Annotated in this window: 15 protein-coding genes and 1 pseudogene; 3 read left to right on the forward strand and 13 right to left on the reverse strand. The window is 51.5% G+C overall.

From position 1 onward, the window contains the following. Nucleotides 1–38: 38 nt before the first annotated feature. A complete protein-coding gene (locus AC3G2T_RS16660) occupies nucleotides 39–998 on the reverse strand; it encodes a DUF6602 domain-containing protein (RefSeq protein WP_488436220.1) in 960 nt (319 codons plus the stop codon). Nucleotides 999–1209: 211 nt separating this feature from the next. Between AC3G2T_RS16660 and AC3G2T_RS16665 the strand changes: the two genes are divergently transcribed. Next, the gene (locus tag AC3G2T_RS16665) at nucleotides 1210–2004 is read left to right on the forward strand and encodes a stalk domain-containing protein (RefSeq protein ID WP_488436221.1); all 795 of its coding nucleotides are present in this window, start codon (nucleotides 1210–1212) and stop codon (nucleotides 2002–2004) included. Between the two features lie 89 nt (nucleotides 2005–2093). Here AC3G2T_RS16665 and AC3G2T_RS16670 read toward each other — a convergent pair whose 3' ends face one another. From AC3G2T_RS16670 to AC3G2T_RS16690, 5 genes are all read right to left on the reverse strand, one after another. Next, entirely contained in the window at nucleotides 2094–2543 is a 450-nt protein-coding gene (locus tag AC3G2T_RS16670; RefSeq protein ID WP_474681901.1) for a DMT family transporter, read from the reverse strand. Nucleotides 2544–2592: 49 nt separating this feature from the next. Further along, nucleotides 2593–3291, reverse strand: coding sequence for a Crp/Fnr family transcriptional regulator (locus tag AC3G2T_RS16675; RefSeq protein ID WP_488436222.1), 699 nt, complete (start codon nucleotides 3289–3291; stop codon nucleotides 2593–2595). A gap of 53 nt (nucleotides 3292–3344) precedes the next feature. After that, nucleotides 3345–3770 (reverse strand): DMT family transporter, encoded by a 426-nt coding sequence (locus tag AC3G2T_RS16680; RefSeq protein WP_474681903.1) that lies wholly within the window; start codon nucleotides 3768–3770, stop codon nucleotides 3345–3347. A 274-nt stretch (nucleotides 3771–4044) separates the two neighbouring features. Next, a complete protein-coding gene (locus AC3G2T_RS16685; protein ID WP_488436223.1) occupies nucleotides 4045–4332 on the reverse strand; it encodes a hypothetical protein in 288 nt (95 codons plus the stop codon). 213 nt (nucleotides 4333–4545) lie between these two features. Further along, nucleotides 4546–5586, reverse strand: coding sequence for a Gfo/Idh/MocA family protein (locus tag AC3G2T_RS16690; protein ID WP_488436224.1), 1041 nt, complete (start codon nucleotides 5584–5586; stop codon nucleotides 4546–4548). A gap of 130 nt (nucleotides 5587–5716) precedes the next feature. On the opposite strand from AC3G2T_RS16690, the gene AC3G2T_RS16695 reads away from it, so the two are divergent. Continuing rightward, nucleotides 5717–6619: a helix-turn-helix transcriptional regulator gene (locus tag AC3G2T_RS16695; RefSeq protein WP_488436225.1), complete on the forward strand. Its 903-nt coding sequence runs from the start codon at nucleotides 5717–5719 to the stop codon at nucleotides 6617–6619. 134 nt (nucleotides 6620–6753) lie between these two features. Here AC3G2T_RS16695 and AC3G2T_RS16700 read toward each other — a convergent pair whose 3' ends face one another. The 7 genes and pseudogenes from AC3G2T_RS16700 to AC3G2T_RS16730 all read right to left on the reverse strand — a co-directional run bounded on the left by AC3G2T_RS16700 (nucleotide 6754) and on the right by AC3G2T_RS16730 (nucleotide 14347). Beyond that, a complete protein-coding gene (locus AC3G2T_RS16700) occupies nucleotides 6754–7719 on the reverse strand; it encodes a D-2-hydroxyacid dehydrogenase family protein (RefSeq protein WP_488436226.1) in 966 nt (321 codons plus the stop codon). A gap of 82 nt (nucleotides 7720–7801) precedes the next feature. After that, nucleotides 7802–8809 (reverse strand): FecCD family ABC transporter permease, encoded by a 1008-nt coding sequence (locus tag AC3G2T_RS16705; protein WP_474681908.1) that lies wholly within the window; start codon nucleotides 8807–8809, stop codon nucleotides 7802–7804. Further along, complete coding sequence (locus AC3G2T_RS16710) at nucleotides 8806–9813, reverse strand: FecCD family ABC transporter permease (protein WP_488436227.1); 1008 nt, start codon at nucleotides 9811–9813, stop codon at nucleotides 8806–8808. Before AC3G2T_RS16710 ends, AC3G2T_RS16705 begins: the two co-directional genes overlap by 4 nt. An 11-nt stretch (nucleotides 9814–9824) precedes the next feature. Continuing rightward, nucleotides 9825–10772 (reverse strand): iron-hydroxamate ABC transporter substrate-binding protein, encoded by a 948-nt coding sequence (locus tag AC3G2T_RS16715; RefSeq protein ID WP_488436228.1) that lies wholly within the window; start codon nucleotides 10770–10772, stop codon nucleotides 9825–9827. Between the two features lie 129 nt (nucleotides 10773–10901). Next, nucleotides 10902–12560 (reverse strand): helix-turn-helix domain-containing protein, encoded by a 1659-nt coding sequence (locus AC3G2T_RS16720; RefSeq protein WP_488436229.1) that lies wholly within the window; start codon nucleotides 12558–12560, stop codon nucleotides 10902–10904. Between the two features lie 427 nt (nucleotides 12561–12987). Beyond that, nucleotides 12988–13191 (reverse strand): annotated as a pseudogene (locus AC3G2T_RS16725) (acetyltransferase); the annotation flags it as partial. A gap of 100 nt (nucleotides 13192–13291) precedes the next feature. Then, a complete protein-coding gene (locus AC3G2T_RS16730; RefSeq protein ID WP_488436230.1) occupies nucleotides 13292–14347 on the reverse strand; it encodes an NAD(P)/FAD-dependent oxidoreductase in 1056 nt (351 codons plus the stop codon). A gap of 192 nt (nucleotides 14348–14539) precedes the next feature. On the opposite strand from AC3G2T_RS16730, the gene AC3G2T_RS16735 reads away from it, so the two are divergent. Then, complete coding sequence (locus tag AC3G2T_RS16735) at nucleotides 14540–14722, forward strand: hypothetical protein (protein ID WP_488436231.1); 183 nt, start codon at nucleotides 14540–14542, stop codon at nucleotides 14720–14722. The last annotated feature ends 391 nt before the right edge of the window (nucleotides 14723–15113 follow it).

Genomic DNA, 15113 nt, shown 5'->3' on the forward strand with positions numbered 1-15113 from the left:
TTTCAAATGTTGACCCAGTGCCGCCCGCTCGCTTGCTCCTACTCATTTGCGATAATATTTCTGAACGCTTGGGCATAGGCGAGATGAGGGAATAACATCGGATTATTTAAAAGCATCAGCAATTGGTTCAGCTGCAGGTTCAGGGATAACAGCGGATTGCCGGGCACTTCCAAGTCCTCCAGTTTATTTAGCAGAAATCCATTGTCGTCTAAACTTAATTCCGGGCAATGCTCCCTTGATGGGTTCTCAAACTGTTTCGTCGACTGCTCTGAAGGCTTCACAGTAAAGTTCTGCAAACGCAGATTTTTATCGGCCTCATCTTTCGCTGCGCCGTTATTAAGCTGCCTTCCCCACCACCCGAGAGACTTGTTTGCATGCTTGATCACAACCTCAAAATGCTTATTTGCAGCCTCCCTATCCTGTTTCTCATGAACAATAAAGTCAAAAATATCTCCTAAGTCATCGGCCATTTTTTCCTGTGTCGCATCCTGCACCGTTTTTTTCATGCAAGCCAAAATTTTGATGGGCCGCGTACATTTCTGTGTCGTATTGCTAACCCCAATCGTATAACCCGTCGCCATTCTGGCGACACCCGTACTCCTTGTCTTCAAACCATCGATGCTTTCAGCCCATTTCCGCAACTGCTCCGGCTGTGGAGCAGTACTTTTGCACTCAATCACCATAACAACCGCTTCAATGGGAACAAACTTCAACGTGTTATACTGGAAAACGTAAGGCGTGTATTGCTCGTCGTAAACGGCGATATCCACTTCTCTGGATACGTTGTTATAGGAGTCAATGATCATAACCCCTTGTGCCAATGAAAACTTCTGAGGCAAAATACCTCTGAAAAATTTCAGCCACATTTCCTCCCGATGGTTGCCCGTTAATCCCGGGTGGCAGGAAGCAATATCCATTTCCTCAACCATCATTTGATTCATATATTTATAATTGCTATGAATACGAAAAAAGACATCTTTGCCATTTTGATTGCTCATGCTTCGCCATCCTTTTTTAGTATTTTAGAACCATATAAACTGTTACATAAAGGGAAATATACCCAATAAAAAAGTAATTTCGACCTATAATTACAAAATTCCTTTATTCCTGTGTAATTTTCCCTTGGTTTCGCGATAAATCCACTCGTGCAACAAAATTGACAAAACTAAGTCTATACATGCATCACTGAAATTTAAAAAGGGGATTCTTATGAAAAAATTTGTTACTGGCTTATTTTTAGGCATCGGTATATCATCTTGCACAGCAGTTTTTGCATCACAAAGTATCCAAGCATATTTGTTTCCCAGCAAGATAACATTTCATGTGAACGGAGAACCTCATGTTTTGGATGTGAGCGGAGAAAATCAAGTAATAAATTACAATAACAAGACCTATATTCCATTGCGTTTGTTTGCTGAATCCTTGGGTGCAAAGGTTGATTATCAGGCACCATCATCTGCGACGAATGGCGACAATCAAATAGATATCCAATTTATCGGAATTCTGGATGGGAAGAAGAGTGAGAATACGTGGACTTTAACTCAGACGAACGGGTTCAAAGATGGAATCCTTGCAGAAGACGCGGGAGTATCATTTGGAAAAGCAGATATTGACTACAACGCTAAATCCATTAAACCCCTCATTCAATTCAAAAACTCCATGAAGAAAGCAATCCATATTCAACCACTTCAAATCGAATATGAGATCGTTAAAGTGGATGCGGGAGGTGATACCGTTTTGTTTGATTACAAAGTGCCCCCTTTACAAGGCAAGGTGCCGGCAAGTTCTTGGTTCACCGCCAATGTTCCCTCATGGGATTTTAAAGATAATCAAGGGAACATTGTTGAACCAGGAAAATATGCGCTTTTGATCAAAGTACCTGCTTCCCTTGATTACGCTATCGAAGGAGCAGGGGAAACGAAGACCATTTCTTATCTTTCGAAATTTAGTCGTTGGGAATATGATATTACGCAAGAAGTGCTCGATCAGTTAAATAAGAACTGAGTGTCTCTAAATTGTGATCGATTACATGCAGGTAGTCCAAACCTAGTGGTCGCGGGTTCGAATATCGACGGCGCAGCATCTGACTGCCTTTACCCGCGCTTGCGTACCCCGCCCATTTTAAATACAAAAATACCGCCAATAATAACCAGCACTCCGATCAACTTGTTGGCAGTAAAAGGGACTTTATCCAGACCGAACCATCCCAGTGTGTCCCACAACAGCGCAAATCCGAGCTGCGCTGCCAGTACGATCGAAATGGCATACGTAGGGCCGAGCCGCCTTATGGCCTGCACCAGGCAGGTTACAACCCCGACTCCGACCAAACCGCTGAACCAGTACCAGGGCTGCATATGCTGCAAAATAAACATGTGCCTCCCTTCAAAAATCAGACCCAGTGTCAGTGAAGCGACGAATCCCATGCCTAATACCAGCGCAGTGGTTGCCCACGATCCCGCGCGTTCATTTACCCTGCTGTTGAAAACATTTTGCAAACTGACCAGCGAACCTGCAATAAGCGCCAATGACAGTCCTAGCGTCATAACCGACTCTCCTTCGGGATTCATTTGTGACGAAACCAATGCTGCAAAATTATTCGTAAATATTTCGGTTTGCCAGCGCCCTCAACCCATCTCTGTCTTTAACAAGGATAAATCCTTTGCTGCGTTCAACCAAACCTTCCGTACAAAACTGCCGGATGACCCGGTTCAGATGTCTGTAGCTGGTGCCGATTAAATTCGCCGCATCCGGCAAGCTCGCTGTACTTAGCTGCCCTTTAAATAACGTATCGGAGTCGTCAAATGAGACAGACAACAAATAACTTGCCAATCGCACCTCCACCGGATACATCAAATTGAAGCTTAACGAAACGGATTTCATATAAAACTTCCGTGCAATAATTTTCAGCAAAAATTGCAGCAGAGGTGAGTGCTCTTTGCCGTATTTATTCAACCAGCGATGATGAACCCCGATCATGCAAACAGGCGATACAGCCTCGACCGTATTGAGAATATTTGCGCCTTGCACATATTCAACATCCCCGATCAGATCGAGTGGTTTTATAAAAGAAAGAATCAGCGTTTTGCCTTCCGCCGAGGTCGTAGAAATTTTAAGCTTTCCCTTAACAAGCACGTACAAAAATTGGGCGGATTCCCCTTGAGAGCAGATTAATTCCCCTTGGTCGTAGCAGTAAAGCGACAAATGCGGCGTAAATTGCTCGTTAAATATCGATTCCAATTGATGCGCTCGCAAATAATGATCCAACTTCTCGCGATCATGGATTTCTTTCATTGTTCGGGTTCCCTCCGCTTTTTTACCTGCAGCATTCCGATATGCTTATACTATCAAAATTTTAATATAACCACACCGGCTATCATCAACCCGATGCCGATAAATTGCGGCAGCCTCATCTTCTGCTTCGCGACGCCGAACCATCCGTTAATATCGATAATAAAAGTCAGGCCCAGTTGGGCAATCAGCAGAGCCGATACCGAAAGGGTGATGCCGATCTGATGAATAGCCGTGACGTTGGTGAAAATGATGACAGCCGCAAAAGCGCCGCCGCATAAATATAACGGCTTCACCTGCTTGAATCCTTGCCATTTGCCGTCGCGGACGAACAGCAAAATAAGCAGAGCCGTCACAAATCCCGTCAACTGGGTTATCGCCGCCGTTTGCCATGTGCCTATATCTTGGCTAATCCGGGCATTGGCTGCTCCTTGAAGGGTAAGAAACACCCCTCCTAATAACGCAAATAAACTCCCTTTCATGGCCTCTCCCCTCAATTTCTGTCTGTACTTAATTAAATGACAGATCAAGGCCATTGAGAAAGGACATATGTCCTCACTTTGTTAACGCTTGCTTGTCAAGGCATCACAGGCACTTATCTTGAAAATCAAACGCACCGGAATACGCCAGCCGGTTCCAGTCCACTTAGTGCTGTGAAGCGCGTCTTAGGCGACTAACGCGCAGAAACGCGCAAAATCAGACTTTAGAGAAAGTGACGTCAGATGGGCGCCTCATTTGGGGCTTAACCTCTCTTTCTCAACGCGTGTCTCCTCCGGCGCGAGCTGCGCCGCCGTATATGAGGCGGCTTGGCGGCAGGCCAAAGGGAAAAGCCTGCGAAAGTGCAGGTTTTTTCCTTTGAAATGGCTCATTTTGGCGAAAAGCCTGCAATTGTGCAGGAATTTTCGCTGAAAATGAATCCAAGCCCCTGTTCGCGGCGAAAAGCCTGCACAATTGCAGGAATTTGCCGTGGCCAGCGTATCCATCGAGCAAAAACTGCACTTTTGCAGGTTTTCTTCGCGCAACCAGGCTGATTGGGCGCACCACGCACCACTCCCAGCGCGCGGTGTTGCGCTGCACGACCGCCGGGCGGCCGACCTATCGGCTCTGGCGTGTGGGGCCCCACTTATATAAACAAGGCCGCCCCGGGAGCAGGTTGAACTGCTTTTCGGGGCGGCCCATCGAGCGGTCGGGGAGTAGCTGCGTGTCCGCTGCTTCCCGGTTCCTGATCGTTCCGCTGCTCTCCACCGGCGACAACTCTCAATAATAAGTGCTCAGGTCGATCTTTCGCCCGGTTTTTGCGCTTTCTATGGCGCCGAGCACCATGGCGATGCTCTTGACGTTGTCGCGGCAGTCGGTTTCTGCGCGTCTGCCTTCTTCGACGGCAGCGAACATTTCGTCGAGACAGCCGTGGTGGCCCAAGCGGCCGTCCCAGCGGAACGAAGCCTGCACCGTCTCCGTGTCGCGTATGAACTTGCCGGCTTGATCGCCTGCGCCCGGGATGACGACCTCGGCGTAAGGCGCATTGCGGCCGTCCCAGATCGCGGTTCCCTTTTCCCCGGTTACCCGCCAGGACGATTCCCAGGAAGTGTTTGCGCCTTCCGCACACCACGAGCCCCGGTAGCAGAATACCGAGCCGTCCGACATTTCGAAAATACAGATCGCAGCCGCACTGCCCTCATACCATGAACCCGGCGGATTGAATTCGTGGCAGTATACGGAAACCGGGTCCGCCCCCGAGATGAAACGCGCTTGATCGAACGTATGGATAGCCATATCCAAAATAAGCGGACTTGCCATCTCATCGCGAAAACCGCCAAAGTGGGCGCCGATGAAAAAATCCGCGCCGATATAACCGAGGCGGCCTATCGTTCCGTTCCCGATCAAGTCGCGCAATGCACGGATGTTCGCGTCATACCGCCGATTTTGCATGACGGCGAAAGACTTGCCCGTACGTTCGGCAATGCGGATCAATTCCAACGCATCGGGCATTGTCGCCGCGAGCGGCTTCTCGCCGAATACGTGGCTCCCCAACTGAAGGGCCGTGCTGCAAACGTTAAAATGGCTGGCCGGAATCGTCACATCAAACACGACGTTAGCGCCGGTTTCCGTGATTGCCTGTTTGAGATCGGTATAAATCCCGGCTGTGGTCAAGCCGTAACGATCCGCCATGGCTTGCGCAAATTCCAGCTTAATATCGACAAATGCAACGATCTCCGCATCCTCGCGTTCAATCGCGTATTCGACCCAAGTACGGGCCATCCCTCCGCAGCCGACGACAGCTACCTTATATTTGCTCATTTGTCCTCAATCACTCCTATTTTAAGCTATAATGAAGGTGAATACCCCAATTATAGTCAGGTTTGTTCTGATTATCTCTATACAATCTTGTGTTTTTCTAGTCCGATCTTGCGAGAAAGGAGGCTCGGTTGTGACGCATCCTAACGAGCTTAAAGAGGATACCTGGCTGACCGTCGGCGACTATCCGCTGAACGTTTTCCGGAACATCATACCGGCCGGCCCGAAGGGGCGCTGCGCCCTCTATCTGCATTGGCACGATCATTTTGAACTTATTTACCTCGTGCAGGGCCGGGCAGCCTTTCACATCGACAGCCAGCCGCACGAAATCGAACCCGGCGATCTGCTGATCGTTCCGTCTGGCGCGCTGCATGTCGGTTATGCGGTTTGTGAAGACGAGGTCGAGTACTTGGCGATCGTCTTCAACCGCTCGCTGCTCGCCGGCCTCTCCTTTGACCAGGCGCACGAGCGATATATGGCGCCATATTTGGAGGGACGGCTTCGCTTCCCGGTCAAGTTCGACGGCCGGAATGAAGCAAACGCCCCTTATCGCAAGCTGATTCTCCAACTGATCGAAGAATTCGAACGCCGTTCTCCCGGTTATGAGTTAGTCATGAAATCGCAGTTATATTTGCTATTCACACTGCTGTCACGCGCCTTCTTGCCCGAAAAAGGGCTGGGAGGGACCGCCGCCGGCAGCAAGAGCATGGACCGGTTCAAGCATCTCATTCTTCACGTCGAGGAGCATTACGCGGACAAATTGTCCGTGAACGATGCAGCCCGGCTCGTTAATCTGAACCCTTACCACTTTTGCAAAATGTTCAAAAATGCAACGGGGCGCACTTTTATCGACTACGTCAATCAGCAGCGCATGAATGAAGCGGAACGCCTTCTTTGCTCCGGCGACCTTTCAGTCACCGAAGTCGCAGAAAGAGTCGGCTGCTGCAACCCTAACTATTTTACGAAAATGTACAAAAAATACAAAGGCCGCACGCCCTCCCTTACACGCAAAATGGAGCTGAGCTACGATTCCTAATTTGGCAATGAGACACAGCATCTCCGGCATACTCGCATGGTAAATGAAAAAATAAGCCCCGGGATCTATCGATCCTGAGAGCTTTTTTTTGTGTTTTTGGCCGCTATTCGCGCCTCAGTTTTCGCCCCTTTGGTTTAGGAAGAAAGCTTGCGGATCGGGGAACCTTCGATGAACGCTTGAATATTTTGTACGGCCTCGCTGAAGTAGGTCCGGTAATTTCTTTGTGTTACGTACCCCAGATGCGGCACTGCAAGCAAGTTCGGTAAAGTCCGCAATATGTCATCTTCCGGCAATGGCTCGATTTCGAATACGTCGATACCCGCTCCCGCTATCCGCTTGTTTTGAAGCGCCGCAATAAGAGCCTCCCGATCTACGATTTGCGCACGCGACGTATTGATGAGGTAGGAAGTCGGGCGCATAAGCTGCAGCTCTTTGGTGCCGATTAAACCTTTGGTCCGCTCGCTGAGCACAAGATGAACGGAAACGAAATCGCTCATTTCAAGCAGTTCTTCTTTGGAACCGGCCAAATAAACGCCAGCAGCATCCGCTCTCTCTTGGGTCAAATTTTCGCTCCAAGCCGCTACTTTCATCCCGAAAGCCTGTCCGATATGTGCCATTTTGACGCCGATTTTGCCGAGTCCGAGAAGCCCCAGCGTACTTCCATGAAGGTCTGCGCCGACGGTTGTCTGCCAAGGTCCGTTATTTGTAAATGAACGGTTTTCGGGCACGATGCCGCGCGCCAAACCTAGAATCAAAGCCCAGGCCAACTCCGTCGGCGGCTCGGAATGGCCTGCCGTTCCGCAGACCGTAACTCCGTGGGCTGCAGCGGCGGCCAAATCGATAGAGGCGTTGCGCATCCCGGACGTAATCAGCAGCTTCAGACGATCCAAGCGTTCAAACAGCGACGCGCGAAACGGCGTGCGTTCCCGCATGATAACAACGATATCGCAATCGCATATCGCACGTGCAATGTTATCTTCACCTTCGATATGATCGTGAATCGGCACAACTTCCACCTTGTCGGCAATCGCCGACCAGTCAGCCATACGCATGGCGACATGCTGGTAATCGTCCAAAATTGCGCATTTCAATCTCATCATAAGCCGCCTCCCGTTTTGCAGGTTTTTCAGATAACTTATTCGCTTGAACGACCTGAATTCCCTTGTTCCATGACTCCTGCGGCTATTTTCTGAGCAGCAAATAAGCGAAATACGGCACACCGATCAGCGACACCATGATGCCCGCGGGAATACCGTCGGGATCGACGAGATTGCGGCCGACCGTGTCAGCGGTTAACAGCAGCCATCCGCCGAGCAGAATGGCGACAGGAATGAACAGCTGATTGCGCGGGCCGACCAGTGCCTTGGCAATGTGCGGGCCCATCAGCCCGATGAACGCGATGCCTCCCGTGACGGATACCGCAGAGGCGGCCGCGGCGACAGCGGTCAAAATGAGGACGATGCGCTCCCGTTCAAGCTTGAGACCGATGCCTATCGCCGACACTTCGCTCAAACCAAGAAGATTGAGCCGAAGCGACTTGAACAAGGTGAACGGTATAAGCAGGATCAGCCACGGAAGCAAAGCCCAAATGAACGGCCAGTCCGTCCCCCAAATATTGCCCGCAATCCATTTTGCGATGAAATCGACCTTCGAGCGTTCCGCCGAGGAAATGATCACGATCATGATCCCCGACAGAGCGAGGGAGAAACCGACCCCGACCAGCACGAGCCGGATTGGATCAAGTCCGCGCGTTCGGCTGTACGAGAACAGATAGATGAGGGCAGCCGTAACCAACGAGCCGATAAAGGCGGCCAGCGGCAGCACATAGACGAACGTCCCGACGTCGATCGGGAAAAACAGGAAGAAGACGGCAACCGCCACGCCTGCGCCGGAATTGATGCCGATGATGCCCGGGTCGGCCAGGTCGTTGCGGGTGACGCTTTGCAAAATGGAGCCGGACAACGCAAGCGCCATGCCCGCCAACAGCGTGATCAAAATCCGCGGCAGCCGGACGGAAAACAGAACGAATTGTTCCTTGAAGGTGCCGTGGCCGAACAAAACAGGAATCAGCCTGTCAAATGACAGCGAGGAATATCCCACGCCCATGCTGACTATAGCGGTCAGAACGATTAGCACTGAACCGGCGAGCAGAATCAGGCGTTGTTTTCGAATGAGAGCGGACAAAGTCATGACAGAGCTTTCCCCCCTCTACGCACGACGAACAGGAAGAACGGCAAGCCCAGCATAGCCACGATGGCCGCCAACGGCGTCTCGTAAGGCGGATGAATCGTGCGGCCCAGCGTATCCGCCAGCAGCATGAATGTGGCGCCGGCAAAAACCGAGAAAGGCAGGATGTACCGGTAATCCGTGCCAACTATTTTGCGGACGATGTGCGGAATCATCAGCCCTACGAAAGCCATGTTCCCGACGAGCGCAACCGCTGCGCCGGTAAGCACGACGACAAGGATGAACAGGATGGCTTTGATCCGCACCAGCTTTTGCCCCAGTCCGGTCGCTACCTCGTCGCTGAGGCTGAGAATGCTCACTTGGTTGGACAGAATCAGAGCTATCGCAATGCCAAGGAGGATCACCGGAGCAATCGCCTGAAGCTGTCCCCATGTCGTTCCGATCAGCCCCCCGGCAGTCCACATGGACACGTCTTTGGAAATTTTGAAAATGATGCTGACGCCCTCCGAGATCGCGTACAGAAATGAGGAAACGGCGGCGCCGGCCAGCACGATACGGATCGGGGACAGCCTGCCCCGGCGCATCGAGCCGAGGACGAGGACCAAAGCCGCTCCCAGAGCGGCGCCGAGGAAGCAGGCCACCATGATGCCGAAGTAATTCAGCCCCGGGATGAATGCAAAAGCGAGCGCGAGCGCCATGTTGGCGCCGGAAGTCAGGCCGAGCAGGCCCGGGTCGGCCAGCGGATTGCGGGTGACCCCCTGCATGATGGCGCCGGACACGGCAAAAGCAGCACCGATCAGAATCGCGGCCAGCTCGCGGGGCAGCCGAATTTCGCGCAGGATAAGGATATTTTCGTCCTTCACGCCGGAGGTCAGGGCAAGCCACAGGTCGCGGAACGTCGTTTCCGCTGCGCCGAATATCATGGAGATGACGAAACATACAACAAGCGCCAACGCGCTGCCAAAGATTTTATAGAAAAAAGGTACGGAATGTCGTTTATTCTTCATCGGACTCTCATCTAACGGCCGAGAAAGCTTTTAATGAAAAATTGCAATTGGTATTCCATGCTGAGCGGATCGTTAAAGTAGAATGCTTTGGCATTAGCCTCGTAGACGCGTTGATTTTTGACTGCGGCAATGTTTTTGTATGTTTCGGTATTTTGGAACGAATTGTCCTCGTCCGCGTTTTTGCTGAAAATAACGTAATCGCCCATGTAATCTTTCAGCACTTCCGTCGATACGGCAAAATAACCGTCTTTTTTCGTCGCTTCCTTGACTTTCTCGGGCATGCGGAGCCCGAATGCCTGATACAAAATTTCGGTGCCGCGGCCAAAATTATCGCCATAGACGTAGAGCTGCTTATTGAACGTCTCGATGACCGAGACCGTCGCATCTGCGCCGAGCTTCGCCTTGATCTCTTCACCGGCCTGTTTGGTCCGCGCTTTGAAATCGTCGACCCAGGCTTGCGCTTCCTTTTCTTTGTTCAACAATTTGCCGATTTCCAGCTGCTGGGTCAAGTAATCGACTTTTCCGTAAGTATAAGTAACCGTGGGGGCGATTTTTTTGAACTTATCGATGTTTTTAATGTCCGAATGCCCGATAATGAGATCCGGCTCCAGCTCGATGATCTTCTCGACGCTTTCGTCCGTAACCGCCTGGACATTTTTCAGCTTCTCTTCAAAATTCGGGTTGGTCTTGGACATTTCGTCTGCTCCGACCAGAGGCACGCCGAGCGCCATAACGTTGCCCGTTAAAAACCGGGTAAGCACAACGACGCGCTTGGGATTGGACGGAACCTCCACCGGCCCGTTCTCCGATTGATACGTAAATTTGCCGGATTCCGATTTCGCGGAAGGCGCGGGGGACGGCGAACTTTTGCCGTTAGCGGCTTCGCCCGCTTGATTTCCACCGCAAGCACTCAATACAATCAGACCAAAAAGTGCAAGCGGAATAAAAAGCTTTTTCATAAAATGACTCTCTCCCTTTCCAAAAGCTATGCTGCGATTCGATTATGAAAATCATTCTCAATTACATACCCTATTATATGGATACGTTATGCGCCGAACCATGCCTTTTTGTTTGAAAATTAGCTTGGACTAATGGTTACCGGTAAATAAAGCTACTGCGCGTTGAACCTGCAATCGAATCGAGATCGGGTTGTAAGGGACCCATTCATCCAGATCAAGCAGATGCACGCAGTTCCGCTGTACGGCGGGAAGGCTGTTCCACTCACGGGACTGGAATACCGTTTCGGAATGGGCCGTGGAGCCTTTGTCATCGGGAAATACAACAACCAGCAAGCGAGCCCCTGCATAATCTGCAAGCTCGGATAATTCGATGCAAACGGAATGAAATCGATCTCCGAACTTGTCCATGTTCTGCCCGATCTTTGCCGGAGGCCGCAGCCCAAGCGATTGATACATCACGTATCCGACATTGCGCGCTCCATATACGAGCAGTTCTTCCGGCTTAATAACGAAAATCGTTACGATTTCATTAGCGGCTGCGCTTTGCTGCACCAATGAACGGGCCGCCTGCTCTTCCTGTTCAAAAACGGCCAACCACCGCTCTGCCCGATCGCTTCTCTGAATAGCCTGGGCGATAAGACGCAGGTGCTCTTTCCATCCCATTTCCATCCATGAAACTTCCACGATAGGCGCTGCGGCCCGCAATTGTCCGGGATTCAGCCCGTATTCCTGCAAATGCTCTTTTGCCGCAATAATCAGCTCGATGTCGGTCTCGAGCAATACCGAATTCACCTGCTCGGCAGAGCAGTTCGTATTGACAAACATGATCGTTTGCGACGGCTGCAGACCGTCAATATTCACATACTCGCTGCTTTCCGAAATGATGACGGCCGGTTCCAAGCCAAGCAGCTGCAGATGACTGGCGTAAGGCGCAAGCAATACGGCCACGCGCTGGAACGATCCGCGGTTGTAGCCGGAAGGCGCCGCTCCCGTCTGCTGCTTAAAACGGCGGCTGAGATAAAATTCATCCTTATAGCCCACCTTTAGCGCAATCTCCCTAAGCGTGCCCGAGCCGCCGATCAATAGCTCCTTTGCCCGGTGAACGCGCAGTCGGGACAAGTATTCGTTGGGAGAAAAGCCGGTAAGCTGCTTAAACAGGATGGAATAGTGAGATCGGCTTATGCCTGCCATTGCGGCCAACTGCTCGCGGGTAATTTTTTCGCTAAAATGGTTTTCCAAATAAGCGATGCTGCGCTTCATGGACGGCTGCTCACTAGCTGCGTACTTGGCCTCCTGCCGCTCCAGCAGTTGAAGAATGATTTGGTGGAACATAATTTGATTGCGCACATGGCGGACTTCGCTGGCGGGTAACCGGTGGATATACAGCTCCTCCACATTAGCCACAATCTCAGGTTCATAAGGGAACAACTGAATATTGGAGCTTGCGACCACCTCGCTTTTCCGCATCATTGCGCCTTCAGGCAGCGGCATCGCCTGCTCCCGGGTGCTGATTGTAAGCTTGTAAGCATGAAGCGGCTGTAAAACATTCGCTACGATAGTTGCATCGCTAAGCGCCGGGAGCAGGATGACACTTCCTTCCATAAGCTCGTAAACTTGATCTTCGTCGATCCGAAGGGTGCCCTTGCCGCCGGCAATCGCAATCAGCACCGTTAAACGCTCATGAATCCTGTACTCCGGCAATTTCGTGGTGCTGTACAGCGAATGGATGCTGTCAGCCGTATATAATGGAAAGTGGGACTCGGCCCACTCCGAGACAACGTTATTCACAACAAAAGCCTCCATTGCATAAAAATGAGGGAACGTCTTCCGTCCTCTGCATCGTGCCAAGCAGCTTGATCTGGCGATGATGCAGCAGAGAACAATATCTATAATATAATGCAAAACGGTTTCAGGCTAGATACCGCTTTCGCACCCGAAAAAAACAAAAAAACACCCGGAAACCCGAGCGTCACGCGGTTGTTTATGGCTGAGCCAAGGGTGTATCGCCGGCTGCAGCGCCTTGAAAATATGAAGTTCGGCCTATACGGATCTCCTTCCAAAAGAAAAACACTTTCCACCATCACATTGCCGTCTCCGGCGCTGCTGTCAACCGTCTCCAACCTCTCTCCCGCCCCTGCTGTCGCTGACGGATGCGAATCCGCCCGGCGGAGATATTGAATCGTGCTTTGGCCGATGCCGGCAATCAAGCATGCGCAGAATACGGGATTCGCCGCTTCCAATCATAAAAAGCAATAAACAAATTTACATTTCGCCGGTAACCCAAGCTTTCCAAAAGGAGAACAAACGGCTCGTATACGGCTCCGGCCATGCCAAAACTCCAATCCTCGGTTCCCGGAATAATGACATCGCTCATCGATCCAAAAAGCCCCGGAACCAAAAAAAGCGCCGTTCGTTTCATAACGTCCCCTTTTTTTGAGCCGCAGTTCTTTTATACGCATGAGCCGAACATGCATCCTATTCAAAACGCAATCTTGGTCGCTACCTCGCTGCCCTCCGCCTCACGCCTCCTCTTCCACTACGCCAAGCGCCTTGTTCTTTTCCTTGAACTTGGCATTATGCGAGGAAACGTATGCCGCTTTCGGCGCTTCCGGTTCCAAGTACAGCTTGGCGCTGTTGACCGCCAACGCTGCATCGGTGAACGCTCCGGCAATCAGATTCACCTTGCTCGGGTGATTCGCCGAATCTCCCGCCACAAAAATGCCCGCCAAATTGGTCGCGAGCTTTTCGTTCACATTGATATTCCACTGCCCCATATCCATTCCCCAGTCGACAATTGAACCGAAATCACCGCGCAGCCCGTGATTTACGATTACGGCATCTACCTCCAGCCGCTCCGTTTGGTCTGTCAAGCTGCCGTCCGGATCTACGAGGGCGACCGTTACCGCTTCGATCGCTTCCCCTGCGCCATGCAGTTGCATCACGGCATACGGCGTGCGGACATCGACCGACGATTCTTGCATTCGCTTCACATTTTTCTCATGTCCGCCAAAACGGTCGCGCCGGTGCACCACGGTTACGCTTGCCGCAATAGGCTCCAGCTCGTTGGCCCAATCGACTGCGGAATCGCCGCCGCCGGAAATGAGCACCCGCTTGCTGCGGAAGCCTTCCAGTTCCTGCACGGTATAATGCAGATTGGTTACTTCATAGCGGTCGGCTCCTTCGATCTCCAGCTTCGTCATCTTCAACACGCCGTATCCCAATGCAAGAATAATAGTCCTTGTATGGTGCCGCTCCCCCGTTTCCGCCGTAAGTACCATCGTGCCATCCTCCAACCGCTCCAGTCCGCTGATCTGCTGGCCTAATACGATCGTCGGATCAAACGTATGCGCCTGTTGGATGATCTGCTGAATGAGATGCTCGCAGCGAATCGGCGTGACGCCTCCGACATCCCAAATCATTTTCTCCGGATAAATTCTCAACCGGCCGCCCAGTTCCTCCTTCGCCTCGATCAGCTTCGTTTTCATATCGCGCATGCCGCTGTAGAAAGCCGCATACAGCCCGGCCGGCCCCCCGCCAATAATCGTTATATCGTAAAGCTCCAACGCCTGTGTCATGCCGCTGCCTCCTAAAGAATAGTTATCGTTTCCAAAATATTCACAGCATTTGTTGGCACCATTATACATGATAATGATTATCAATATCAAATTAATATGAGGCTCGGCAGACGTGGCCCAATTCCAAGCGTTGACAAAAGCAACATGCAGAAAGTGCCGGGAAAGTCCCGACACTTCGGCAGGGCAACCGGGATGCTGCCCGGGGCAAGGCTGGCGCGCCGCGCGCATTGCCCAGCGCGTGATGTCGCGCTGCATGACGGCAGTCGATCGATGCAGCAAGCAAAACCTGCAAAAGTGCAGTTTTTTTCGGTGGAAACGGCCCGGTTTGGCGAAAAGCCTGCGATTGTGCAGGAATTTCCGGTCAATTTGGGCTAGAGTGGGAGTTTGGGCGGAAAAACCTGCAGATTTGCAGGAATTTGTCGTAGGCAAGCGCACCGGGGAGCAAAAAGATGCACTTTTGCAGGCTTTTCGCACGTTGCCAGGTTGAGGCGCAGCGTAAACGGGCGGGGCGATCGATAGTTCCACTATGGCAGATCAACTTGTGTCGTGGTGTACCCATGGCGTGTTAGCTGGTACTGGTTCGTTAAGCGGCGGCCGGCACATCCCGCAAAACCTGCAAAAGTGCAGTTTTTTTCGGTGGAAACGGCCCGGTTTAGCGAAAAGCCTGCGATTGTGCAGGAATTTCCGGTCAATTTGGGCTAGAGTGGGAGTTTGGGCGGAAAAACCTGCAGATTTGCAGGAATTTGTCGTAGGCAAGCGCACCGGG

Source organism: Paenibacillus sp. sgz302191, assembly GCF_057749925.1.

Excerpts from the sequence above, each read along its gene's own strand:
- AC3G2T_RS16660 (WP_488436220.1), bottom strand. The coding sequence starts at position 998 with ATGAGCAATCAAAATGGCAAAGATGTCTTTTTTCGTATTCATAGCAAT.
- AC3G2T_RS16665 (WP_488436221.1), top strand. The coding sequence starts at position 1,210 with ATGAAAAAATTTGTTACTGGCTTATTTTTAGGCATCGGTATATCATCT.
- AC3G2T_RS16670 (WP_474681901.1), bottom strand. The coding sequence starts at position 2,543 with ATGACGCTAGGACTGTCATTGGCGCTTATTGCAGGTTCGCTGGTCAGT.
- AC3G2T_RS16675 (WP_488436222.1), bottom strand. The coding sequence starts at position 3,291 with ATGAAAGAAATCCATGATCGCGAGAAGTTGGATCATTATTTGCGAGCG.
- AC3G2T_RS16680 (WP_474681903.1), bottom strand. The coding sequence starts at position 3,770 with ATGAAAGGGAGTTTATTTGCGTTATTAGGAGGGGTGTTTCTTACCCTT.
- AC3G2T_RS16690 (WP_488436224.1), bottom strand. The coding sequence starts at position 5,586 with ATGAGCAAATATAAGGTAGCTGTCGTCGGCTGCGGAGGGATGGCCCGT.
- AC3G2T_RS16700 (WP_488436226.1), bottom strand. The coding sequence starts at position 7,719 with ATGATGAGATTGAAATGCGCAATTTTGGACGATTACCAGCATGTCGCC.
- AC3G2T_RS16705 (WP_474681908.1), bottom strand. The coding sequence starts at position 8,809 with ATGACTTTGTCCGCTCTCATTCGAAAACAACGCCTGATTCTGCTCGCC.
- AC3G2T_RS16710 (WP_488436227.1), bottom strand. The coding sequence starts at position 9,813 with ATGAAGAATAAACGACATTCCGTACCTTTTTTCTATAAAATCTTTGGC.
- AC3G2T_RS16715 (WP_488436228.1), bottom strand. The coding sequence starts at position 10,772 with ATGAAAAAGCTTTTTATTCCGCTTGCACTTTTTGGTCTGATTGTATTG.
- AC3G2T_RS16730 (WP_488436230.1), bottom strand. The coding sequence starts at position 14,347 with ATGACACAGGCGTTGGAGCTTTACGATATAACGATTATTGGCGGGGGG.
- AC3G2T_RS16735 (WP_488436231.1), top strand. The coding sequence starts at position 14,540 with ATGCTGCCCGGGGCAAGGCTGGCGCGCCGCGCGCATTGCCCAGCGCGT.